We start from the raw sequence: 25,025 nt of genomic DNA on the forward strand, positions 1-25,025 counted from the left end.
TATGAACTCACTAATTTCAGTAAATAATGTCAGTAAATCATTTGGCAACAAGCAGGTGCTTTCGTCAGTGAACTTTTCTGTTAACGCAGGACAAATTGTTGGTTTGGTTGGACCTAACGGCGCAGGTAAAACTACCTGTTTACAAGCTATATTGGGCTTGACCGATTTTGAAGGTGATATCAGTGTTCTAGGTCATCATCCAAGAAAAGATCGCGTTAACATGTTAAATGATGTCGCTTATATTGCCGATGTAGCTATATTGCCTAAATGGTTAAAAGTTTCACAAGCCTTAAGCTATATGCAAGATATCCACAAGAATTTTAATCTAGAAAAAGCCCATGAATTTTTAGCAAAAACCAATATTGCGTTAGGCGATAAAGTTAAAGCTTTATCTAAAGGTATGGTGGCGCAATTGCATTTAGCGCTGATTCTGGCCATTGATGCCAAGGTGTTGATTTTAGATGAACCAACCCTAGGTTTGGATATTCTAACTCGTCGTCAGTTTTATAATCATTTATTAGAAGATTTTTATAACGAAGATAAATGTATTGTGGTTACTACTCATCAAATCGAAGAGATTGAACACATATTGACAGACGTTGCTTTTATTCAGGATGGGAGAATAGTATTGGCACAAAGTACTGAGGAGATAAAACAGCGCTTTAATATAGTGGCAGTAGCTAATGAACAGTTACCTCAAGCGGATGAACTGAATCCTTTATTTAAAAATAGCATGATGGGATTAACGACCATGTTATTTGATAATCAAGATAAAGAAACGTTACAAGGTTTAGGTAAAGTATCAATACCGAGCTTAGCCGATGTTTTTGTTGGTGTGATGAATAAGGAGACTTGTTAATGAATACAACAATAATGAAAGCCTCAATTAAAAAAGAGTTGTGGGAATTTAATGGCATGCTGACTTGGGTGCCAGTGACTTTAGCCGGAGTCTTTATATTCATTCCTCTACTTGGTGTGATATTAAATGGCGTTGATATGAAAGAGTTGATGGTAGGGCTGGAGAATTTAGCTCAATTTCAATCATCTGATCGTATCAGTGAAGTATTTTTTGTTTCTGCGATAGCGCTGTTTAGTCCATTCATTGCAATAGGCTTTATTGTGCAAGTTTATTATTTTGTTACCTGCTTATTTGACGAAAGACGAGACCAATCAGTGATGTTTTGGCGTTCGTTGCCTGTGTCAGATAAAATGACTATTGCCAGTAAAGTATTAACCGGTGCTATTGTCATTCCAGTGATATTCTTTATGGCAGCGACATTGCTGATGTTATTTATATTGGTACTGGCAGTGATTGCTTGTTCAGTATTATCTATTGGGTTTGATATTTCATTATGGGGCATGCTGGCAGGCGCAGACATAATAAGTGGCGTAGGTTATATTTGGTTAACACTCGTACCAATCGCTATTTGGTTATTACCTCTGTACAGTTGGCTAATGTTGGCATCTATTTACGCGAATAAAGCACCTTTTTTATGGGCGGTATTACCGATAGTCGCGTTATTGGTCATTGAGGCAATTGTGGTTCATTATCTACACTTATCGCAACCATTCTTTGGGCATTTCTTGATGGATTATTTCTCTATGACTCCTGAACATCTTGCTGATGTATCAGTCGATCAAGATGCGTCACGCTCAGCAACATTACTGATGTTAATTTCTCAAATTGATTATCGAACAGTATTGGTTTCTGCGGGGTTATTATTCACCACTTATTGGTTTAGAGTGAATAAGCAAGAATCATAATGAGTGATTTATGCACTAAAAGTATATTTAAATCAGATGATTAAGTAGTTAATGCCAATGTACTCGTTACCCTGTATATTGGCATTTTTTATAGATAACAAACGGTATTCCTACCGGTATTCTTAGCTTGATATAAGGCTTTGTCTGCACGAGAAAATAACACATCAAAGGCCTTGTCGCTGGCGATAAGACTTGAAACACCGATACTCACCGAAAGGTTTATTTCTCCCTGCCAATCACCAGTAATGATTAACCTGCTTTGTTCTTCTTTAATACGCTCTGCAAAAGTCATGGCTGACATCGCCGAGGTTTCAGGTAACAGAATAGAAAACTCCTCACCACCGATGCGCGCTAGAATATCTGTTTGCCGTAAACTCGCTTTTAATTGCTTAGCAATTTCTATTAATACTTGGTCACCCGCAGGGTGACCAAATTGGTCGTTGATGCTTTTGAAATGATCAATATCAATGGAGATCAGTGTCATAGACAATGAATAGCGTTTTGCACGTTGATACTCTTTTTCTGCTTGCTCAATGAAAAAGCGTCGATTATATAAATTGGTTAATGGGTCAGTATTGGCAAGTAGTTTAAATTCTTCTTTAAGTTTGAATAGTTCGGTCACATCAGTTGAAAAACCGATTAATGCGGGTAATTTATCTGGCCGATCAAAGGGGACTTTAGTGCTGATGTAGTGACAGTTATCACCATTTTCACCATGAGTCGTTTCTTCAATGACCTGTTTTTGATTGGTTTCAAAAACCTGCTTATCTGATTGGTAAAAATGTTCGGCAATTTCTTTGGGTAAAATATCAGTATCTTTTTTACCTATGATGTTCTCGGCCTTATCGCCAAATAACTCGGCAACGCGATTATTCACATATAAAAAGGTACGTTCACAGTCTTTAACATAAATATGGGCATCTATATTATTAAGCATGGTCTCAAGTAAGTAACTTTGTTCATTGACTTGTTCTTGTAGTTGTTTTTCTACTGTGATGTCTGTCGATATACCACAAATGCCGTTTACATTACCTAAATGGTCAAAAAGTGGTTTTTTGACCACTTTAAATATACGGGTTTCATTTTTCGCTCTGATAAAGTTACTTTCTTCATTTTCAATGCGGATTACTTGATCCATCACCATACGATCGTTTGCTTTTAATTGTTTAGATAAAGCTAAATCAAAAAAGTGAGTATCATCAAAACCAATAACATCTGCTAAGTTTTTTTCAAATAAATCTAAAACCGCTTGGTTTGCATAGGTGTATTTTCCCGATAAATCTTTGGTATATATAAAGGAATCGATACTGGCTAATATCTGATCTTTAATGGTGTCATCAGCGTTGTTTATGTTTTTTTCTTTACTCAAAGTATTCGCCTTAGGTAGAAGAGCTAACGAATCACAACCCAAATAGCTATGAATTGCTAAGTTATATATTAGCACATATAGATAACTAGCAAATTATCTGACCTTGCTCTTGGCGGTATTTTTAAGTGCAGTTAAGCGCTATGCTTTGTTTTTTCAGCTTTGTAGACAGAGGCGCATGCCTTACTCAGATTTTTCAAATACAAAGTGGCAATAAAAAAGGCACTTATTAGGTACCTTTTTTTTGTGTGTTTAACTTATTGTTAAACGTTATTCATCCTCAACTTCGTAAGCACTAAAGTCAGTAATTCCCTTTGCTTCAAGCAAGCGTCTGACACTTGCAGGTAACTTCTCATTATTATCTTTTGCTAAATCTTCATCATCAGGCAGGGGTTGCCCAGTAAATGCATGTAAGAACGCTTCACATAACAATTCACTATTTGTAGCATGGCGAAGGTTATTTACTTGGCGTCTAGTACGTTCATCTGTCAACACTTTTAAGACGCGCAAAGGAATAGAAACGGTAATTTTCTTTACTTGCTCGCTCTTTTTACCGTGTTCGGCATAGGGATTTATATACTCTTCATTCCACTGAGCCATCGATATTCCTCTATCTTGTTATAACGTATTCTAAAATGTAATAGTATAGATTTTACCTGTTGCATAAAACCAGTCAAGTAGAAGTTTAGAAGTCTAAAATTACTTGACCCAATTAATGAAAGTGTTTAGAGTTATAGACGTCCAAACATCTAAACGCTGATGTTGCTATATATCGGCGTTATTACTGATAAAACATGCGAATTAAACACTGCGTTTCATTACCTAGCATAATTAATGGAGAGAACTAAATGTCGATTACTAAAAAAGGTAATATTACCACTTCGGCAGTAAGAGCCGGTATTAATACCGACCAGCAGCATGGCGCTGTGGTTGCTCCTATTTACCTATCCAGTACCTATTCATTAAAGGGCTTTAATAACAAACGCCAATTTGATTATTCTCGTACGGGTAACCCAACACGAGCTACTTTTGCTGGCGCGATTGCAGAATTAGAGCAAGGCAGTGTTGGTATTGTTACCAGTACTGGCATGGCAGCAGTGCATTTAATTTGTCAGTTATTATCTACCCAAGACACGGTCGTCATTCCTCATGATTGTTATGGCGGTAGTTTTAGATTATTTACTCATTTAGCTAAACGTGGTCAATTCAAGCTTATTGTTGTGGATCAAAATGACCAACAAGCACTGGATAATGCGTTAGCACATAAGCCAAAATTGGTGTTACTTGAAAGCCCAAGTAATCCTTTATTACGTTTGGTAGATATTGAAGTAGTAACCAAAGCGTGTCACGCAGTAGGTGCATTAGTCGCGGTAGATAACACGTTTTTATCTCCAGCGCTGCAACAACCTCTTACGCTAGGCGCTGATATTGTTTTTCACTCAACCACTAAGTACATTAATGGTCATAGTGATGTAGTGGGCGGTGTTGTCGTTGCTAAAACCGAAGAGTTAGGTGAGCAGTTAGCGTGGTGGGCGAATTGTATTGGTATTACCGGCAGTGCCTTTGATAGTTTCCTCGCGTTACGTGGTTTAAAAACATTACCGGTGCGAATGAAGCAACACCAAGAAAATGCGCTACGAGTTGCTGATTTTTTAAAAAATCACGATGCTATTGATGCGATATATTTCCCAGGTTTTCCTGAACACACAGGTCATCATATTGCCAAAAAACAGCAGTATGGCTTTGGTGCAATGTTAAGCTTTGAAATAAAGGGTGACGTTGAAGCGGTTAAAAAATTATTTGAAAACCTCGAATTGTTCACCCTTGCACAATCATTAGGTGGTGTTGAAAGTCTGATCAGTCACCCATCAACTATGACGCATGCAGGTATGACAATCCCAGATCAGCTTGAAGCGGGGATTACTCAGTCTTTAGTACGTATATCTGTAGGCATTGAAGATATTGATGACATATTAGCTGATTTAGCACATGGTTTAACGCAGAGCCAACTGTAATAACAAACAGATTAGCAGGCAGAGAGATGAAACAAGAGAATACGATTGTAAATAAGGTCAACGAAGATAAAGCAGTGTCTAGCAACGAAATTGCAGATATTGATTTTATTGCTGAAGTAGCTGCAGAAAATAAATTGGCTAAACATGCTATTCAAGTACATAAATTTGGTGGTAGTTCATTAGCAACGCCCAAATGTATTAAACGTGCGCTTGAAATTATCCGTGAAAATTGTCAGTTAAACGATATCGTTGTGGTCTCAGCTAATGGTAAAACAACTGACCGTTTATTTGCTCTCTATTCTCTGGTCGAACGAACCATCGCAGAAGATACAATACAAAAAAGTGATGAATTAACTCAAGCGATTGATGAGTTAGCGAAAGAGCAAGCGCAACTTATTACTGAATTATTGAATGCTAATAATACCAAGCAATTATTGCTTAGGTTGCATAAAGACATTGAGCAATTAACGACTTGGTTAACCGCGGATATTGTTCAGCATCACAATGATGTTTTAGCCTTAGGTGAAGTATGGTCAGCAAGATTGTTGTCGGCGTTACTTAATGAGCAAGTTTGCCCAAGTAATAGTATCGACTCTCGTGATTTTCTTGTTATCGATAATGAACAAAGTTGCGTAGTTGATACTGCGCTAAGTGCTGCACAATTAAGACAAAGACGTCAGTTTGGTAAGTTAGCGGTTATTACTGGTTATATCAGTAAAGATTCTCGTGGTAAAAGCTGTACCTTAGGCCGTAACGGTAGTGATTACTCCGCGACTATTATCGCGTCTTTAGTTGCCGCTGGAAATGTGACTCTATGGACAGATGTTGATGGTATTTACAGTGCCGATCCTCGTGTTGTTCCTAGCGCTAGAAAATTACATCGTTTACCCAATGGCGTCGCAAAAGAACTAGGCCGCTTGGGTAACCCCGTTTTGCATGCTAAAACCTTATTACCATTGATTAACCCATTAAGTGAGCATCATACCCATCTGCATGTCGCTAGTAGTTTTGATGCCCAAGTCATCGGCACTGAAATTGGTAAGTTTGGTCAGATTGCTAAGCAAGAGTTATCTGTAACCTACCTTAATGATTTATTGCTAGCGCAATCGGTGAGCTTTATAGGTGAAGCTGCAACTAGGGCGAAGGCTGAGTTTTCCCCTATCTGTATAGATGACCAAAAGGGCTTTATGGTCATCACACAAGGACAACAAAAAGCCTTGAGTGATTGGTTGGCGAGTCATGATGTTGAAATTACTTTTAAGCCGGTTGCTATTATCGCAACCGTTGGCCATCGCGTAGCTGAACGTGGTGATATCAGGGCGCGCTTTAAACGCTCATTAAAAGCCGCTAAACCATTGAACTTGGTTGGTAGTGATAATAATCATAGCGTGATTGCTATTTTACCTGAACCTTGTTCAATTGAGCTCTTAAATACAGTGCACCATGAGATGACAAAAGATGCTCGTCATATTGGCTTAGTTGTTGCGGGTATGGGCAATATAGGCGAACGTTTTTTAGAATTATTACCCGCGCAGCTTAATAAAGTATACGCGTTAGAGAATTTACATTTAGTTGGTTTGCTTTCATCGAAAAAAGCGTTAATTAACAATGATGGTATTGATGTAAACCAAGCAACTTCATTGTTTGCTCAAGAAGCCCAAAGCTATGATCACGAACAGCTTATTTCTTGGTTGACCCAAAATCCATACGATGAGTTAATTGTGGTAGACATCACGCCTAGCGAAGATTTTAGTTTATTGTATGAACAGATGTTTGCTCTAGGTGTACATGTGATTGGTGCCAATAAGTGGGCTGCTTCAAGCAGTACAGCTCATTATAATAATTTAGTCAATACTGCGGATAGTCATAATAGTTTATGGTTAGGCAATACTACGGTAGGTGCGGGTTTACCAATCAATTATGCTATTGATGACTTGCGTCAAAGTGGCGATAGCATCAGTGAGTTATCAGGTATATTTTCAGGTACGCTCTCGTGGTTATTTGAAACCTATGATGGCAGTTCAAAGTTTTCAGAGCTGTTATTAAATGCTTTGGCACAAGGCATTACCGAGCCTGATCCTCGAGAAGATTTATCAGGTAGAGATGTACAGCGTAAGTTACTCATTTTAGCGCGAAAAGCGGGTTTTGAATTAGCATTAGATGATATTGATTGTCAAAACTTAGTGCCAGAAGCATTACAAGCTTTATCAACTAGTGAATTCTTAGCCAGAGCTAATGAGCTAGATGAGTATTTTGCTACCGCGTTATCTGAAGCGAATCGTAAAGGTGCGTGCATTCGCTATGTTGCTCGTTTTCAGCATAATCCAGAAACAGGTATTAGTGCAAAAGTCAGTTTAGAAGTGCTGCCGCAAAGTGATGCTTTTGCCAACCTAACCCCTTGTGACAATATTTTTCAAATCAGTAGTCATTGGTATCAAGATAACCCTTTGATTATTCGTGGTCCCGGTGCTGGACGTGACGTCACGGCTGGCGGTTTACACTCAGATCTCGTTAAGATTTGTCAGCAGCTTGCTCATAAACAAAGTCAAGTGAAGATAAAGGGCATTAACTAGAGATTACGAGTGACAAAGTGCTGAAAAAACCAATGTTTTATGCCGTTCATTAGGTGTTTATCCTCAAAAGTAAACTGTTATTATCTTGATTCATAATGTTAATCAAATCATTGTGAATCAAGGTAATTGTCCTTTCTCTAAGTATTGCTTTTAGTAATAATTCCTAGCATGATAGATATTATTTATTCACTCTAGCGGTGCAATGGCTAAAGATACCCCCCATCAAACACATTACACACGACAAATTCATCATTTGTTGGCCAAAGTATACGGACGAAGTGCGGTTAAAGACTCTTTATTAGACCGCGCCGTTGGCTATTTTGAGCAAGAAGAATTTACTCCTTCAGACGAGAAAAAATCTGCAGAAGAGTCTCCTTTAAAATTAATGGAACGTACCGAGAGACATGCGAGTTTATTGGCCATTTCGTTAACAATCATAGAGCTCGCGGAAGGAGATAGTTATGCTGAAAATAACCGAAAATCAGCCCAATTCCTCGGTACTATTCAATTATTAAGTCCAACTGAGGGTAAACGTGTCGCCACGAGTAATGAGCAGAGTAAATCGATTTATAAAGCGTTATTATGCTTACGATTACTTGACCGTTTAATTATTGATGGTCAGATGCGTGAGCCTTATATTAATAAGTTTTTAACCGATATCTCTACTGAGCAATTTATTGATTTTGCTAATCATGATGCTGAAAAATATCAACGCTTTGTCGCGCAAGTTAAAGTGCCACTGGTTATAGCGGCGTTATTACAAGATATTGGTAATTATCACCCAAAAGCGCAAACTATACTGTGCGGTGCTGAGGGAGGATTAGACCCTTTTCGCACCTTAGAAATTAAGCAAAGAAAAGAATTACTACAAATTAATTATCGTGAGACTATAAAATACATCAGTGAAGGGATTGGCATTCCTACTTTTGTTGGTAATACAAAGGCAGAGCGAGAGCAATTCTTTTTAGATGAAAAAGATAAATTAGCTTTCATAAAACAATTACTGAAAAGTAGCGTTAATCCAAAAAATACTATTGGTAATATACTCAAAGTACCGCAAATTTACACTTCGATAATTTTATCTACCAAAGCAAGTTACAACTACAAGTTATTACCAAAAGTCTTTCAGGTATTAAATAAAAATGCTGAGCTTGGTGCTTGTGCACAAAGCGTTGTTGATGCCTTATATAAAATCACCGGTATGTTTCCACAGGGTTTTGGTGTTGTTTATATGCCGTTAGGGGAATTTGGTGACCACAGCGATTGTTATGAATATGCCATTGTAAATAGGCTTTATCCAAAGAATCCAGAGCAGCCTAATTGTCGAATGGCCACACGACAATTAACATTTATTGGCTATGGCCAAAATAGTGTCATTAAAAATACGAGTAATTTATATTTCACTCAAACAGCGAAGAAGTTGGCAACTTTGAGTAAAGAGCGCTTGAATGAAATATTAGCGTTATTAAGTTCAAACTCCCAAGAGAGGCAACAGTTAGATTTATTACCGCGTTGTTGGCATGCTAATGAGTACTTCTCAATTAAGGCCAATCAAAATCTTTGGAATAACATTGAGTCATAATACTTTGAGATAAAGTGATTTTACATAAGGATATGAAATAATGACAAATAAAGTAAAGAGTAAGCGTATTGCGGCAATTGATTGGATGCGCGGTTTTGTCATGATCATCATGGTGCTTGATCATGTATCAATGGCCTATAACAAAGAGCATTTATCGACCGACTCTGCAGCCAGTTATATAATAGGCTCACCGCTGCCAGCATTTGAATTTTTTACCCGTTGGATAAGTCACATTTGCGCACCCGTATTTGTCTTCCTTGCTGGCACCGCTTTAGCTATAAGTGTCGAACGAAAGCTCTCTCGAGGTTTTGACAGCAAAGCGATTGATAAAGATATTTTGCTTCGTGGTGCTTTTATTGCGTTACTCGATCCAACAATCACTTCATTCTTTTCTGGTAAGCTTATTTTCCAAGTACTTTATGCTATAGGTATTGCCATGATGTGTATGGCTTTCTTTCGACGTTTATCGAGTACACAGCTGCTCATTATTGCCATGGCTTGGATTTTAGGTGGTGAATTAGTGACTGCTCAGTTTTGGTTTGCTGGAGGACAGGAGCAATCAATCATTGTTGCTTTGTTAATCGGTAAATATTCCTCAGCAGATTTAAGTATTTCTTACGCCCTCGTACCTTGGCTATCTGTGATGATACTGGGTTGGGTGTTTGGTCGGTATATTCTAGATTATGGTGATGGGAAAGTTACCATTAGCCCTGCCAATTTACTGTTCCGTTTAGGTTTCACCGCGTTAGCTGCTTTTATTGCTATCCGTTACTTTAATGATTACGGCAACATGTTCTTATTAAGAGAAGATAATAGCTGGCAACAATGGTTACATGTAAGCAAGTACCCACCTTCGGCGAGTTTTATCATGCTTGAGTTAGGACTTATGGCGGTTATTTTAGCGTTAATGATTAAAGTTGAACAGCGCATAGGTGTGCGACCTAATGGCGTATTGCTTGTTTTTGGGCAAACCTCAATGATGTTTTACTTAGTGCATCGAATCTTCTTAACGGGAACCGCCACCTATGGAGGTTTGAGTGATTTTACTAACCTTACAAATACCTACATTATTAGTGGCGTATTACTGTTGCTCCTTTTTCCATTTTGTATATGGTATCGAAGCTTTAAAGTTAAGCACCCTGATTCACTTTGGTTGAAATACTTATAAAAAAGCTAAGGAAACGCAGTCATAGCAATATTATGACTGCACTTTTGCGGGAATGTATCTTACCTATAAACAGTAATGTTGGATCATTTTTGTTAGCAGCTTTTCGGTTTTATCAATTTCACTATGCGCTAAAAATTCATTAGGTTGGTGGGCTTGATCGATTGAGCCAGGGCCAAGCACTATGGTTTGACAGCCAAGTTGCTGAATGTAGGGGGCTTCTGTGGCGTAATTAACAGCACAACAACTATGGCCACTAATCTCTTGTGCAATATCAATCAATGTACTGGGTTTCTTTTGCTCAAAACTTGGTGAACTTGGATGCATTTCTTCAAAACTAATTCTACCTGGGTAAAGTTCTGCCAGTGGTTTAAGTGCCTCGCTCAGCCAGTTAATCAATTCATCATCACTCATGCCTGGCAGTGATCGTAAATCGATATCTAAATGACAATGCCCACAAATTCTATTGGCATTATCTCCACCAGAAATAGCACCTAAGTTTAACGTTGGTGCCGGAACATCAAATGCTTGATTTTCATAATTGAGCTGAAATTTTTCTTTTAGCTCTATTAACTGACCAATGACCTTATACATTATCTCTATGGCATTAATACCTAGGTTTGGTTTGCTTGAGTGGCCAGATTTACCTTCGACACTAATACGATGTGACATGTGACCTTTATGCATAACCACAGGTACCAAATTGGTTGGCTCACCAATAATGGCTACATCAGGTTTTATTGCCTGACTTTTAGCGAAAAAGCGTGCTCCTGCCATGGTTGTTTCTTCATCTGCGGTGGCAAGAATGTATAGAGGTTTTTTAAGTTGGTCAGCTCTTAAATTTTTACAAACTTGCAAAATGAAAGCGAAGAAACCTTTCATATCACAGGTACCTAAACCAAAAAATTTATCGTCTTGATTTACGACCGTATGAGGATTAGATTGCCAGCGGTTTTCATCAAAGGGAACTGTGTCACTGTGGCCTGCTAGTAATAAACCACCTTCACCACTCCCTAACTTGGCAAGTAAATTAAATTTATTACTGGTGTTGGGTACTGCTTGAATTTCAATGTTAAAATCGAGTTGCTCAAACCAAGTTGCCAAGAGTTGGATCACCTCTTTATTGCCTTGATCCCAGCTCGGTTGTGTGGAGCTGATCGAAGGGCAGGCGATTAACTGGCTTAAACTTTGACTGAAATTAGGCAGTTGTGTCATATAGAACCTATAAATTGAATATTTACTTAAATACTTATGCTGATTAGTTGCATAACTACCCATGTAGTGTTACTTTATATTACTAGTGTAAATAACATGCTTTCATAAGGCTACTTCAAAAATGACAAAGGCTATATTAGATTCGAATAACAGTGTACAAAAAGTGGCGATTATAGGCGCGAGTGGCTATGCTGGCGCAGAGCTTGTGGGCTTATTATATAAACACAGCCAAGCACACATTTGTCATTTAGTTGTCTCTGAAAATAGTAGTTCAGAAGGAAAGTTATTTAGTGAATTACACGGCAGATTCCAAGGGATTTGTGATTTACCGTTAGAAGCATTTTCTGCCGCTTGGTTTGATGAATACGCAGCGAAATTGGATGTAGTGTTTTTTGCCACTCCTCATGAATTTAGTGCCGATTGGGCGCAAGCGTTTGTAGAAGCAGGTGTTAAGGTGTTTGACCTTTCAGGTGGTTTTAGACTAAAAGATGCTGCAGATTATCCAAAATATTATGGCTTTGAGCACGCTAATATCGACGCATTATCATCGGCTAAGTATGGCTTAGCTGAATGGCAACACGATGAGATTGCTAATACAAATTTAGTTGCTGTTCCTGGTTGTTATCCAACGGCAAGTTTACTTTGTTTAAAACCGCTTACCAGTAACAATTTAGTGGTAGAAAATTCATTGGTTGTGGTTAATGGTATAAGCGGAGTGAGTGGTGCAGGAAGAAACGCATCATTAGCGACTAACTTTAATGAAGTGAGTTTAAAAGCGTATAACGTATTACAGCACAGACATCAGCCAGAAATATCACAAGAAGCCGCTATAGATGTTATTTTCAGTCCGCATTTAGCGCCCTACAAAAGAGGGCTTTTAGCAACGGTCACTTTGCAACTTAAAGCTGGGGTTACTACTGCGCAAGTACAGCAGGCTTTTCAACAGGCATATAGTGATAAGCCTTTAGTCAGATTAGTAGCAAGTTGGCCAGAAATAGGTAATGTTGCTCATACACCATTTGCTGATGTGCACTGGCAGTTTGATGAAGACAAGCAAGTTGTGGTGGCGAGTTGTGCTATAGATAACCTACTAAAAGGCGCCGCTTCACAAGCCGTACAATGTTTTAATATTTCACTTGGCTTGGCCAGCGAATACTCATTAATCAGCACTTGTTAATATATACCTATTAATAAATACTCATGAAGCAAAACGTAAAAAATTAGCGATAGCACCGAGTTAAGGAATAGTAATGAATAACCCAGTATTGAAACCATTAGTCATTAAAATTGGCGGCGCCATTCTTGAAAAAGAATCCGCGCTTAATGCCTTACTAAACGTAATTTCACAGCTGAAAAATAAACAAGTGGTTTTGGTCCATGGCGGTGGTTGTGTCGTTGATGAAATGTTGGCTCAAGCTGGTTTTACTACCGAGAAAAAACACGGTTTACGTGTAACCCCAAAAGAGCAGGTAGGCTTGATAAGTGGTGCTCTTGCTGGCACGGTTAATAAAGCTATTGTTGGCACCGCTAATAGTATGGATTTAGCCGCCGTAGGTTTATCGTTAAATGATGGTGATATGATCAGTTGTACGCTATCTACTCAAGACTTAGGTCAAGTGGGTGTTCCACAAACTAATAACAGTAAATTATTAGACTGTTTATTAAAAGCCAAATTTCTACCGGTAATTTCTTCTATTGGTGCGCTAGACAATGGTGATTTAGTTAATGTTAATGCTGACGATGCTGCTGTTGCTATTTGTCAGTTACTCAATGCTGAACTCTTGTTACTAACGGATGTGAATGGTGTTAAAGATGCAGACGGTGAGTATTTATCGTCACTTAATGCTGAACAAGCGCAAAAGCTAATAGAGCAAGGTGTTATTGCAGGTGGTATGACAGCGAAAGTAAATGCTGCCTTGCACGCAGCACAACAATTACGACGAAGTATCGCGGTTGCCAGCTGGCAATCGCCAGAGCAAATTACCCAATTACTTGATGGTCATGGTGTTGGCACACAAATCCAACCTAACTAAGTACAGCGGTTATCATCAAAGCGTTTTATAGGAATATTGAGAGAAAATACTTATGTCGAAAAATATAGCATTACAACAATTAAACAATTTTTTGGCTGATGATCAGCTAAATAAAAGCGAATTATTAGCATTAATCGAATTAGCGATTAACATTAAGCAAAACCCTGCGGATTATAGTCAAGTATTGGCTGGTAAGTCAGTGGCTATGATCTTTGAAAAACCGTCGTTAAGAACTCATGTTAGCTTTGATATGGGCATCAGTAAACTAGGCGGTCATGCACTGTACTTGGGCCAACAAAATGGTAAGTTAGGTGAACGTGAACGTGTTAGTGATTATGCAAAAAACTTATCTTGTTTTGCTGATGCTATTGTTGCTCGGGTATTTAGCCATGATTCAATTCAAGGTTTAGCTGAACATGCTAGTGTTCCGGTAATTAATGCTTTGTGCGATGTTTATCATCCATGTCAGGCGCTTGCTGACTTTGTTACTTTATCAGAGACTTACCCTGATTTAAGCCAAGTAAAACTAGCGTATGTGGGGGATGGTAATAATGTTTCCAATTCATTAATGATTATGGCGGCAATTTTAGGTGTAGATTTCACGTTAATTAGCCCTGAGGGTCATGAAGCGCAAGCTGACATCGTTGAAAAAACCAAAGAACTTGCGCAAGAGTCAGGGTGTCAGTTGACGCTTACTAATGATATCAACGCCATTGGTAAACAAGATGTCATTTATACCGATACTTGGATTTCTATGGGTGATGAAGATAGTAGCAAGAAAGCTGAAATATTAGCTAAATTTGCACCCTATCAAGTAAATCATGATCTGATGGAAAAAGCGCAAGCGACCATGGTGTTACACTGCCAACCAGCGCATTTGGAAGAAGAAATAACCACGAAGTTATTTGATAGTGAATTATCAAAAGTATTCCAACAAGCAGAAAATAGAATGTGGGCACAAAATGCCGTACTTGTTGCACTATTTAGTAAGTAATCCCTGTGTTAAGTATTGGTCGATTTGACAGCGTTTTGAATAATTAATACAAACTAATTTTGGCTAAGTTAGTAATGATACTAACTAGCTATATCTAAAAATTTAAGAGAGAAGAACATGGCTTTAGCAAAGAAAACAATTAAAAAAGTAGTACTGGCATATTCAGGTGGATTAGATACTTCAGCTATCATTCCATGGTTAAAAGAAAATTACGACGGTTGTGAAGTTATCGCGTTTTGTGCTGATGTAGGCCAAGGTGATGAAGAACTTGAAGGCGTTAAAGAAAAAGCCATAGCATCAGGTGCATCAGAATGTTATGTAGTTGATCTTAAAGAAGAATATGTAAAAGAATATATCTACCCAATTCTGAAAACAGGTTCAGTGTATGAAGGTCAATATTTGTTAGGTACGTCAATGGCACGTCCTATCATTGCTAAAGCACACATAGAAGTTGCGCTTAAAGTTGGCGCTGATGCAGTGTGTCATGGCTGTACCGGTAAGGGTAACGACCAAGTACGTTTTGAATCTTGTTTTGCCGCTTTAGCGCCAGAGCTTACTGTTATTGCACCATGGCGTGAATGGGACATGGTTTCTCGTGAAGACTTACTTGATTATTTAGCAGAACGTAATATTCCTTGTGCTGCTTCATTAACTAAAATCTATAGTCGTGATGCAAACGCTTGGCATATCTCTCATGAAGGTGGTGAGTTAGAAGACCCATGGTGTGAGCCATCAAAAGAAGTATGGACCATGACGGTTGATCCAATGGATGCGCCAGATGTGCCGGAAAAAGTACAATTAAGCTTTAAAGAAGGTGAATTGGTTGGTATTGATGGTAAAGATTTTTCTCAACATGGCGCTGGTGCCTATGAAGCCTTAATGTACCTTAACGAGAAAGGTTCAGCACACGGTGTCGGCAGAATTGATATCGTAGAAAATCGTTTAGTCGGTATGAAATCTCGTGGTTGTTATGAAACACCAGGTGGTACTATTTTAATGGCCGCTTACAAAGGCTTAGAAACGCTTATTCTAGACAAAGAATCACTTAAATACCGTGAATCTGTAGGACTTGAATTCTCTCATGTTATCTATGACGGACGTTGGTTTACACCACTTGCTAAAGCACAGCTAGCCTCTGCTGCATCGTTTGCTGAAAAGCTAACAGGTGATGTTGTTGTTAAATTATACAAAGGTATGGCGCAAGTGATTCAACGTCGCTCTCCAAATAGTTTGTATTCTGAAGCGTTTGCTACTTTTGGCGCTGATGATGTTTACGACCAAAAACATGCCGAAGGTTTTATTCGTTTATTTAGTCTATCAAGCAGGATTACCGCGCTTTCTCAAAAAGACTCTTTAAAAGATAAGGCAGAATAACAATGGCTTTATGGGGCGGCCGCTTTAAAGGCGAAGCTAGCGTACAATTTAAAAGATTTAACGACTCACTACCAGTGGATTACCGCATGGCAGTGCAAGACATTGTTGGTTCAATTGCTTGGGCAGGTGCTATTAATAGTGTTGGCGTAATAAGTGATGAAGAGCACATACGTTTAGTGGCAGCACTTAATGAGTTAAAAGCGTCTGTTGAAGCCGATCCTGAGCAAATTTTGTTATCAGATGCGGAAGATATTCACAGTTGGGTGGAACTTCAGTTAATTGAAAAAACCGGTGATTTAGGTAAGAAGCTCCATACAGGTCGTAGTCGTAATGACCAAGTAGCAACTGATTTAAAGCTGTGGTGTAAAGAAACTGGTGGCGATTTATTGTTTGCACTGGTGAATCTACAGCAAGCGATGATGAATTTAGCTGAACGTGAAAAAGATACTGTGTTACCGGGTTATACCCATCTTCAAAGAGCACAACCGGTTACTTTCGGTCATTGGTGTTTAGCGTATGTTGAAATGTTTAACCGTGATATTGGTCGTTTAAAAGATGCGCTTTATCGTTTAGATGTTTCGCCATTAGGCTCTGGTGCTTTAGCAGGTACTGCTTATCCAATAGACCGTAATGCTTTAGCACATAGCTTAGGTTTTAGAACGGCCACGATGAATAGCCTTGATGCTGTTTCTGATAGAGATCATGTTATTGAATTGTTGGCTTCAGCCAGTATTTCGATGATGCATTTATCACGTTTTGCAGAAGATTTAATTTTCTATAATTCAGGTGAAGCTGGTTTTGTAGAGATGAGTGACTTAGTTAGCTCTGGCTCCTCATTAATGCCACAGAAAAAAAATCCGGATGCGTGTGAATTAATTCGTGGTAAATCAGGACGTGTTTTTGGTGCATTAACGGGCATGTTAACCACAATGAAAGCGTTGGCGCTTGCCTATAATAAAGATATGCAAGAAGACAAAGAAGGTTTGTTTGACGCGCTTGATACGTGGCAAGAATGTATGGAAATGGCTGTGTTAGTTGCTGACGGTTTAAAAGTTAATCGTTCTCGTACATTGGCGGCGGCTCAACAAGGTTATGCCAATGCGACTGAGCTTGCTGATTATTTAGTGGGTAAAGACATTCCGTTCCGTGAAGCACATCATATTGTTGGTGAAGTGGTATTAGCTGCCATCGATAAAGGTGTACCTTTAGAAGACTTAACCATAAGTCAACTGAAAGAGTTTAGTGATAAAATTGAGCAAGATGTTTATCAACACCTTTCAATTGAATCAACGCTTAATAAGCGTGAAGCGCTTGGTGGTACTTCACGTTCACAAGTTAAAAAAGCGCTGGCAACTACCCAGTCTGGCAATGAAGCTATTTTAAATGAACAAGTTGTTGGCGCACCAGGAAAACAACGAATTGAAGGGGCACTTAAGCAAGTAAAACAGCGCTTAAATGCACAACGCGCTGCAGCTATGTCTGTCCGTCGAGCCAGAATGTCTGATGTTGATTGTATCCATCAACTGACTAACTTTTGGGCTGATAAAGGTGAGATTTTACCTCGAACTCGTGACAACATAATCCATGATATCCAGAATTTCGTCGTAGCTGAACTTGACGGTAATGTTGTTGGCACCGCATCGCTTTACATTTATCAAACAGGTTTAGCAGAAATACGCTCTGTTGTTGTGCAAGATGATGCACAAAAGCAAGGTCAAGGTGAGGCGCTTGTTCAATATTTGTTAGAATTTGCTAATCAAATGGAATTAGAACAGATTATTGTTTTAACTTACATTCCTCAGTATTTTGAACAGCTTGGTTTTAACGTAATAGATAAGAACTCGCTCGCCGATAATATCATTGAAGACAGTGAACCAAGCCCGCATAAAGATCCTGCTGATGAAGTAGCGATGGAATATATTGTTGGTCAAAGTAAGTAGTCTTTACTGAAAATACCTAAGTTATATTAAAGAATGGAAAACATGAATAATAGCGAGCAAAATTACGTTAAATGGTTTAGAAATGCAGCGCCCTATATTAATGCCCATCGTGGAAAAACGGTGGTACTTATGTTTGGTGGTGAAGCAGTTACGCATCCAAATTTTGCTAATATTATTCATGATATTTCATTGTTACGTAGTTTAGGTGTGAAGTTAGTGGTAGTGCATGGCGCAAGGCCACAAATTGTAGATCGCATGCAGCAACGAGGTCTTGAGGAAAATGTTGTAAGCAATATTCGAGTCACTGATGCACAAACATTAGTGGCTGTGAAGGATGCTACCGGCTCCTTACGTCTTCATATCGAAGCATTGCTTTCTACGGGGGTGGTTAATTCACCTATGCACGGCTCGCAAATTCGAGTTAGTACAGGTAATTTTGTCATTGCAAAACCTATGGGTGTTCGCAATGGCATTGATTATAAGTACACAGGTACTGTGAGAAGAATAGACTCAGATGGCATTAACATGCAGCTGGACTACGGCTCAATTGTTTTACTTTCTCCCATTGGTTATTCACCAACAGGTGAAGTGTTTAACTTGGCTTTAGAGGATGTGGCTACACAAACAGCTATCTCACTGAAAGCAGATAAGCTTATTGCATTCACTGAAGACGAAGGACTTATTGATAAGTCTGGAAAGTTAATTCGTAGCTGTAGTGTTCGCACGGTAAAAACCTTGCTTGATGAAAAAGACTGCCATGTGCGTCAGCTATTACTCCGCTCAATCATTCAAAGTGGTGAAAACGGGGTAGAGCGTTGTCATTGTGTTAGTTATCAAAGTGATACTGCATTGTTGCAAGAACTATTTACCCGTGATGGTGCGGGTACTTTGATTGCCAAAGATCATAAGGAATTGATTGCTACTGCAACTATTGATGATGTTGCTGGAATTCTAGAATTGATTCAGCCGCTCGAGGAGGAGGGGGTTTTAGTGAAGCGCTCTCGTGAGTTACTGGAGATGGAAATAGAATATTTCACTGTGCTTAAAAAAGAAGAAGTCATTATCGCTTGTGCTGCTTTATATCCTTATCCTGAAGCAAAAATGGCTGAGGTTGCCTGTGTTGTTATTGACCCTGATTACCGGAAAGGCAATCGAGGTGAAAGAATTATCAATGCATTAGAGTTGAGTGCAAAAAAGAAAGGTTTAACGTCACTATTTTTATTGACTACCGTCAGCGGACATTGGTTTCTAGAACAAGGTTTTGTTGAGGCATCACTTGAAAGGTTACCTGAAGGGAAGAAACAGATGTATAACTTTCAACGTAACTCAAAAGTCTTTATCAAAGATATATAACTGATGGTTCTAATGGTGATATTCAGCTAGACACTGGATCTGACGAAGACCATATAAACAAAAAGCAGCTAGTGTAAATCACTCGCTGCTTTTTTGTTTTTGTAAGATGAAGAACAACTGACTTTACAGAGTTAACTCTTGATTAAAACAGCTCTTCCTCTTCTTCTTTTTGCTGACCGCCAGATAATATTTCACTGCTACTGTCTTCAGTAACATATTCTGTTGGTACTTTTCCTAGACGGAAGTATTCAAATTGACTGGTTTTATCGGTCTTGGTGGTTAACTTTCCTGTTGTTTTATCAATACGGACCGAAACAATATCCACGGGAGGTTGAAAAGCTTCTGGCTCAGCGTCAGCCAGAGCAATACGCATAAAGTCAATCCATGCCGGCTGCGCTGATTTCGCACCAAATTCTTTACCCGTTGTTTGATTTTTCCCTAAGTTATTATTATAAACGGATTGCCCCAGAATATGGCGAGGATCATCAAAGCCTATCCATGAGGTGGTAACAATATTTCGACTAAACCCGGAAAACCAAGCATCTTTTGCTTCATTGGTTGTTCCCGTCTTACCTGCAATATCACGTCGCTTTAATGTTCTCGCTCGAAATCCTGTACCTTGCCAGACATGTTTAGTATTCCAATCGGCGCCCCAAATTGCACTATTAAGCGCTTGAGTGATTAAAAAAGCATTTTGTGGACTGATAATGCGACTTGCTTGCTTGATCTCAACAGTTTGATCGTCCTCAGATTGCTTAGATAGTTGTTCATCTTCAATTGTTATATTGTGATCTGGAATATTATTACTTAATACATCCAGTTCTTGGTCAGTGTCATCTGATAAATCAGTTTGAATGCATGGATCACAAGCTATGGCCGGATCAGCTTGATAAATAATTTCACCATCGCTATTTTCAATACGCTGAATTAGATAGGGCTCTACTAAAAATCCGCCATTAGCAAACGCAGCAAAGCCTGTGGCGACTTCTAACGGTGTTAAGGAGGCAGAGCCAAGTGCTAACGTTTCATTGCGCGGTAAATCGTTAGCATTGAATCCAAAGGTGGTTAAGTGCTTTATGGTATTGGTAACGCCAATACTTTTTAATAATCGAACTGCGATCACATTTTTTGATTGTGCTAGTGCTAATCTAACTCTCAATAGACCCACATATTTTTCAGGCGAGTTTCTAGGACGCCATACAACCCCTGAACTTTTATCCCACTGATTTATCGGAGCATCATTCACTAATGAAGCTAGAGTGAATCCATGCTCGAGAGCTGCAGAATAAATAAAGGGCTTGATATTTGACCCCACTTGACGCTTAGCTTGAGTAACACGATTAAATTGACTTTGTTTGAAACTAAAGCCGCCAACGGCTGCTTTAATTGCACCATCATTTGGAGATAAAGACACAATGGCGGCACTAGCGGTTGGAAGTTGTCCTAGACGATAATTATTATCAGTCATCTTACTAACTAAAATGACATCACCATACGTCAGGATATCTTTTGCAGTTTTGGGTGGTCTACCTTGCTTTTGGTCATTAATATAAGGACGTGCCCAAGCTAATCCTTGCCACTTAATTGTTGCAGTCACTTTGTTGCGTAATTGAATACTGACCGACTTCTCTTCAACGGCAAGCACTATCGCCGGTTCAAGCATTTGATAATAAGTCGCATCTGATAACGCCTTGGATAGCTCTTTTTGTAACAACGGAACTATCTGTATTTCAGAAGTGTCGTCGGTAGATCTTACTTGAGGTCTAAGTGAAGAGAGAGGTCCACGATATCCATGACGTTGGTCATAATTCAATAAATTATTTACCAGGGCTTGTTCTGCAGCGGTTTGTAGTTTTGCCGTTACAGTAGTAAATACTTTGTAGCCTTCTGTATAAGCTTTATCTTTTCCGTAACGCTTAAGCACTTCATTATGAGCCATTTCAGCAATGTAAGGAGCATTTAATTCAATTTCAGCACCATGTCTTTTTCCTGTGATAGGTGCATTCTTAGCTGTTTGATATTGTAGGTCAGAAATGTAGCCGCTCACTAGCATACGTTGAAGAACGACAGACCGTCGAGCTTGAGCTCGTTTTGGTGAACGAATAGGATTTAATGTTGAAGGAGCCTTAGGTAGCCCGGCGAGTACCGCAATTTGAGCAAGATTAAGCTCATGAATCTCTTTACCATAATAAACTTGAGCTGCAGCACCAAAACCAAATGCTCTATGGCCCAATTCAATTTTATTAATGTATAGCATTAATATTTCATCTTTACTCAGTAAATTTTCAATGTGAAATGATAAGAATATTTCACGAATTTTACGTGTGTAAGTTACCTCACGAGTTAAGAAAAAATTACGTGCTACTTGCATAGTGATGGTACTAGCGCCGCCTTTATCTTGACCCATTAGTTTACCAAGCACGGCACGACCCATGCCTATTGGATCAACACCAAAATGTAAATAAAATCGGTCATCTTCGGTAGCTAATAAAGCATCAATAAGTTGTTGAGGAACTTCCTCTAGTGTTAATGGTGTACGTTTCTTTTCACCAAACTGTGAAATTAACAAACCATCTTGACTATAAACTTGTAATGGTGTCTGCCAATGCAAGTCTTTTAATAACTCAACACTAGGTAAATCTGAACGCATCGAAAGGTATAAACTATAAACAGCAATTGAGACTAAAATTAACAGTATCAAGCTGACTTTTAATAAATTTTTGATTGACAACACAGCAAAAGACCAATTGGTGGATAAAAATGTAAGATAGTACTAGTATATCGTGTAAAAGCATGTAATAAATGTATTTATGCGTATTTTGCGTCTAAAATAATTACAAAAATAAAAATTGTAGGTCGTTATGCTAGACAAACTATGGAAAAAGAAAAACTCAATGATGGTTGGAATCGATATTGGTTCTCATTCAGCGAAGGCTGTACTATTGGGTCAGGGAAATGAAGGCTTTATAATTGAAGATTTTGCCATTGAGCCAATGCCTCGAGGTTCGGTTGTTGATCGTGAGATTCAAGATATCGAAGCTGTTGGTGCCGTTATAGCGAAACTGAGGAAAAAGATTTCTGCAAAAGCCACTGATGCAGCAGCTGCAGTATCAGGGCAAACTGTTATTACTAAATTGATTTATATGGATGTAGCTTTGACAGAGGATGAACTGGCAAGCCAAATTGAAATTGAAGCTGATAGCCTCATTCCATTTCCCCTTGATGAAGTTAGTTTAGACTTTGAAACTCTTGATGTTAATGAATCGGACCCTAGCAAAGTAAATGTGTTGCTTAGTGCGGCTCGAACTGAATCAATTGAAGCGCGTGTTGCAGCATTAGATGCCGGAGACTTCCATGCCAAGGTCATTGATGTTGAATCTTATGCCGTTGGCCGAGCTTATGATTTATGTTTAACACAACTTCCAGATGACGCAAAAGATAAAGTTGTGGCAATTGTTGATATAGGATCAACGGTCACACTGTTCTCAGCAACTGATGCGGGTAAACATATTTATAGTCGAGATCAAATGTTTGGAGGAGAACAGTACACTCGTTCTATTGTCTCTTATTACAATAAATCCTTTGAGCAGGCTGAAGAAGCAAAAACCTCTAACGACTTACCACCAAACTATACTTTTGAAGTCCTAGCACCTTTTCATACGGTGTTAATGCAGCAAATACGTCGTGCAATTCAGATGTTTTTAACGACCAGTGGTCAAAACAAAGTCGATTACTTATTGATTTCTGGCGGTACAGCGGCATTAGAAGGCATTGAAAGCTTGCTTACAGAAGAATTAGGAATACATACCGTTATTGCTAATCCATTCAATGATATGTCATGTGGTGAATCTATTGAGCAAGCTGAGCTTGCTAATGTTGCACCTCAATTAATGGTGGCAACAGGTTTAGCCTTAAGGAGTTTTACCCCATGGCACATATAAACCTACTTCCTTGGCGCGCAGCAGCACTGAAGGCTCAGCAAAAAGAATACTTTACCATTTTAGCCGCGGTTGGTTTACTTACCTTAGCTCTGGTTTTAGTTATTAATTTTTATTATCAAGCTCATATTGATGGTCAAAATAGTAAAAATCAATATTTGAAAAATGAAATTGCCCAACTTGATATTCAGATTGATGAGATAAAAACCTTAAACGCGAAGAAATTAGCGTTACAAAAACGAATTAATGTTGTTGAACAATTACAACGTAGTCGTAATGTAGGCACACAAGTACTTGATGAAATAGCAAAAATCATCCCTAATGGTATCTATATAATCGAGCTAGAAAAACAAGGTAATACTTTACAGCTAACTGGAAAGAGCGAATCGAACAACCATTTAGCTAATATGATTCGTGCGGTTGAGTTATCTGATTTATTTGTTGATGCCACCCCTGAGTCTATTACTGCTGATGATGGATCTCCTAAACTACTTAGCAGTTTTAAAATGAAAGTGAAAATTAAAGGCTTAGATGATGCTAAGAAAGGGAGCAAATAATGAAATTTGATGCATCCCAGTTTGACAACCTTGAACTTGATAATATAGGTCAATGGCCCGCAGCGGCAAAGCTGCTTTTAGCTGTTTTTCTAGCGGTCATGGTCGGTTTTTTAGGTTATATGGGCTTAATTAGCGATCAAATGAAAGAACTTGATCGTGTCTCATACGAAGAAAAAACGTTAAAAGAATCTTACCGTGCTAAATACCATGTTGCAGCTAATTTAGACTTGTTTCGCGCTCAAATGGTTGAAGCAGAAGATACTTTTGCTAATCAACTGCGTAGTTTACCCAATAGCCATGAGATCCCAGGTTTATTAGATGATATTACGTTTGTTGGTACAACCAGTGGTCTTGATTTTGTAAAATTAGAGTGGCAACCAGAAATTAGTAAAGAAATATATATTGAATTACCGATTGATATTGAAGTAATAGGTCCTTATCACTCCTTTGGTCAGTTTGTTAGCAAAATTGCTGGCTTACCCAGAATTGTGACCTTGCACGACTTTAAGATTAGTATCTCACAAAGTGATAGTGAAATATTGAATTTAAAGCTACAAGCTAAAACATACCGTTATCAAGAGGAGGCAGCCAAATGATAAAAGTCCAACAAATATCGACAAAAATTATTCTCAGTCTCACGGCGCTGACTTTGGTATCGGGGTGTTTTGACGATACTTCAGAAATAAAAACGCACATGGCTCAAGTGCAGGCAACAACGACCAATTACATTGATCCTATGCCAGAGGTGAACCCTTTTAATCACATCGCTTATTCTGCTGATGACCTACGTAGCCCATTTGTGTTACCTAGGCCTGAAGCTATACAGCAAAAAATGCAGCAAATGGCAGGATGCTTAAGTCCCGATACTAACCGTCGTAAACAACCGTTAGAAAAGTATGCTTTAAGTGATTTAACTATGCGCGGTACTTTGGGCGATGCAAGTATGTTATGGGCTTTACTAGAAGCTTCAGACTTAAGTCTTCATCGAGTTGCTCTAGGAAATTATCTTGGTTTATATAATGGTCGAATTACACAGGTGAGTGCAAAAACAGTGAAAATAATTGAATTAGCTCCAGATGGTTCAGGGTGTTGGGTAGAGCGTGAAGCTACATTAAATATTGTGCAATCTGAAGAGTCAAATAAGTAAAGGAATTAA

Annotated in this window: 20 protein-coding genes; 16 read left to right on the plus strand and 4 right to left on the minus strand. The window is 38.7% G+C overall.

Annotated features, from left to right (window positions below; translation table 11 throughout):
- The first annotated feature begins 1 nt into the window (after position 1).
- The gene (locus CPS_RS02010; RefSeq protein WP_011041311.1) at positions 2–859 is read left to right on the plus strand and encodes an ABC transporter ATP-binding protein; all 858 of its coding nucleotides are present in this window, start codon (positions 2–4) and stop codon (positions 857–859) included.
- On the plus strand, positions 859–1,764 hold the full coding sequence (locus CPS_RS02015) for a hypothetical protein (RefSeq protein ID WP_011041312.1): 906 nt from the start codon (positions 859–861) through the stop codon (positions 1,762–1,764). The genes CPS_RS02010 and CPS_RS02015 overlap by 1 nt, the downstream gene beginning before the upstream one ends.
- An 88-nt stretch (positions 1,765–1,852) precedes the next feature.
- On the opposite strand, the gene CPS_RS02020 is transcribed toward CPS_RS02015, so the two are convergent.
- On the minus strand, positions 1,853–3,133 hold the full coding sequence (locus CPS_RS02020; protein ID WP_041736578.1) for a sensor domain-containing diguanylate cyclase: 1,281 nt from the start codon (positions 3,131–3,133) through the stop codon (positions 1,853–1,855).
- A 267-nt stretch (positions 3,134–3,400) separates the two neighbouring features.
- Complete coding sequence (gene metJ / locus CPS_RS02025) at positions 3,401–3,730, minus strand: met regulon transcriptional regulator MetJ (RefSeq protein ID WP_011041315.1); 330 nt, start codon at positions 3,728–3,730, stop codon at positions 3,401–3,403.
- Positions 3,731–3,978: 248 nt separating this feature from the next.
- On the opposite strand from metJ, the gene metB reads away from it, so the two are divergent.
- The 4 genes from metB to CPS_RS02045 all read left to right on the plus strand — a co-directional run bounded on the left by metB (position 3,979) and on the right by CPS_RS02045 (position 10,468).
- Positions 3,979–5,145 (plus strand): cystathionine gamma-synthase, encoded by a 1,167-nt coding sequence (gene metB / locus CPS_RS02030; RefSeq protein WP_011041316.1) that lies wholly within the window; start codon positions 3,979–3,981, stop codon positions 5,143–5,145.
- Between the two features lie 26 nt (positions 5,146–5,171).
- Positions 5,172–7,718 carry a bifunctional aspartate kinase/homoserine dehydrogenase II gene (locus CPS_RS02035; protein ID WP_049757715.1) on the plus strand — a complete coding sequence of 849 codons (2,547 nt, stop codon included), beginning with the start codon at positions 5,172–5,174 and terminating at the stop codon, positions 7,716–7,718.
- Between the two features lie 202 nt (positions 7,719–7,920).
- Positions 7,921–9,300 (plus strand): hypothetical protein, encoded by a 1,380-nt coding sequence (locus CPS_RS02040; protein ID WP_011041318.1) that lies wholly within the window; start codon positions 7,921–7,923, stop codon positions 9,298–9,300.
- A gap of 40 nt (positions 9,301–9,340) precedes the next feature.
- The gene (locus tag CPS_RS02045; protein WP_011041319.1) at positions 9,341–10,468 is read left to right on the plus strand and encodes a DUF1624 domain-containing protein; all 1,128 of its coding nucleotides are present in this window, start codon (positions 9,341–9,343) and stop codon (positions 10,466–10,468) included.
- 63 nt (positions 10,469–10,531) lie between these two features.
- Here CPS_RS02045 and argE read toward each other — a convergent pair whose 3' ends face one another.
- Positions 10,532–11,680: an acetylornithine deacetylase gene (gene argE / locus CPS_RS02050; RefSeq protein WP_011041320.1), complete on the minus strand. Its 1,149-nt coding sequence runs from the start codon at positions 11,678–11,680 to the stop codon at positions 10,532–10,534.
- Positions 11,681–11,801: 121 nt separating this feature from the next.
- Between argE and argC the strand changes: the two genes are divergently transcribed.
- The 6 genes from argC (at position 11,802) to argA (ending at position 19,374) form a co-directional block, all read left to right on the plus strand.
- On the plus strand, positions 11,802–12,857 hold the full coding sequence (gene argC, locus CPS_RS02055; RefSeq protein ID WP_011041321.1) for an N-acetyl-gamma-glutamyl-phosphate reductase: 1,056 nt from the start codon (positions 11,802–11,804) through the stop codon (positions 12,855–12,857).
- 73 nt (positions 12,858–12,930) lie between these two features.
- Positions 12,931–13,713, plus strand: coding sequence for an acetylglutamate kinase (gene argB / locus CPS_RS02060; RefSeq protein ID WP_011041322.1), 783 nt, complete (start codon positions 12,931–12,933; stop codon positions 13,711–13,713).
- Positions 13,714–13,765: 52 nt separating this feature from the next.
- Positions 13,766–14,707: an ornithine carbamoyltransferase gene (locus tag CPS_RS02065; RefSeq protein WP_011041323.1), complete on the plus strand. Its 942-nt coding sequence runs from the start codon at positions 13,766–13,768 to the stop codon at positions 14,705–14,707.
- Between the two features lie 117 nt (positions 14,708–14,824).
- Positions 14,825–16,081 (plus strand): argininosuccinate synthase, encoded by a 1,257-nt coding sequence (locus CPS_RS02070; protein ID WP_011041324.1) that lies wholly within the window; start codon positions 14,825–14,827, stop codon positions 16,079–16,081.
- Between the two features lie 2 nt (positions 16,082–16,083).
- Positions 16,084–18,021 carry an argininosuccinate lyase gene (argH, locus tag CPS_RS02075; RefSeq protein WP_011041325.1) on the plus strand — a complete coding sequence of 646 codons (1,938 nt, stop codon included), beginning with the start codon at positions 16,084–16,086 and terminating at the stop codon, positions 18,019–18,021.
- Between the two features lie 42 nt (positions 18,022–18,063).
- Positions 18,064–19,374: an amino-acid N-acetyltransferase gene (gene argA, locus CPS_RS02080; RefSeq protein WP_011041326.1), complete on the plus strand. Its 1,311-nt coding sequence runs from the start codon at positions 18,064–18,066 to the stop codon at positions 19,372–19,374.
- Between the two features lie 142 nt (positions 19,375–19,516).
- Here argA and CPS_RS02085 read toward each other — a convergent pair whose 3' ends face one another.
- Positions 19,517–22,108: a penicillin-binding protein 1A gene (locus CPS_RS02085; RefSeq protein ID WP_011041327.1), complete on the minus strand. Its 2,592-nt coding sequence runs from the start codon at positions 22,106–22,108 to the stop codon at positions 19,517–19,519.
- A 127-nt stretch (positions 22,109–22,235) separates the two neighbouring features.
- On the opposite strand from CPS_RS02085, the gene CPS_RS02090 reads away from it, so the two are divergent.
- Genes CPS_RS02090 through CPS_RS02105 form a run of 4 tightly spaced genes read left to right on the plus strand, consistent with a single transcriptional unit; the run spans position 22,236 to position 25,016 of the window.
- Positions 22,236–23,315 carry a pilus assembly protein PilM gene (locus CPS_RS02090; RefSeq protein ID WP_011041328.1) on the plus strand — a complete coding sequence of 360 codons (1,080 nt, stop codon included), beginning with the start codon at positions 22,236–22,238 and terminating at the stop codon, positions 23,313–23,315.
- Positions 23,303–23,869, plus strand: a complete 567-nt coding sequence (locus tag CPS_RS02095) for a PilN domain-containing protein (RefSeq protein ID WP_011041329.1) — start codon at positions 23,303–23,305, stop codon at positions 23,867–23,869. The genes CPS_RS02090 and CPS_RS02095 overlap by 13 nt, the downstream gene beginning before the upstream one ends.
- Positions 23,869–24,465 (plus strand): type 4a pilus biogenesis protein PilO, encoded by a 597-nt coding sequence (locus CPS_RS02100; protein ID WP_011041330.1) that lies wholly within the window; start codon positions 23,869–23,871, stop codon positions 24,463–24,465. Before CPS_RS02095 ends, CPS_RS02100 begins: the two co-directional genes overlap by 1 nt.
- Complete coding sequence (locus tag CPS_RS02105) at positions 24,462–25,016, plus strand: pilus assembly protein PilP (protein ID WP_011041331.1); 555 nt, start codon at positions 24,462–24,464, stop codon at positions 25,014–25,016. Before CPS_RS02100 ends, CPS_RS02105 begins: the two co-directional genes overlap by 4 nt.
- The last annotated feature ends 9 nt before the right edge of the window (positions 25,017–25,025 follow it).

The organism is Colwellia psychrerythraea 34H, from assembly GCF_000012325.1.
In the GTDB taxonomy this organism is placed as follows: domain Bacteria; phylum Pseudomonadota; class Gammaproteobacteria; order Enterobacterales; family Alteromonadaceae; genus Colwellia; species Colwellia psychrerythraea_A.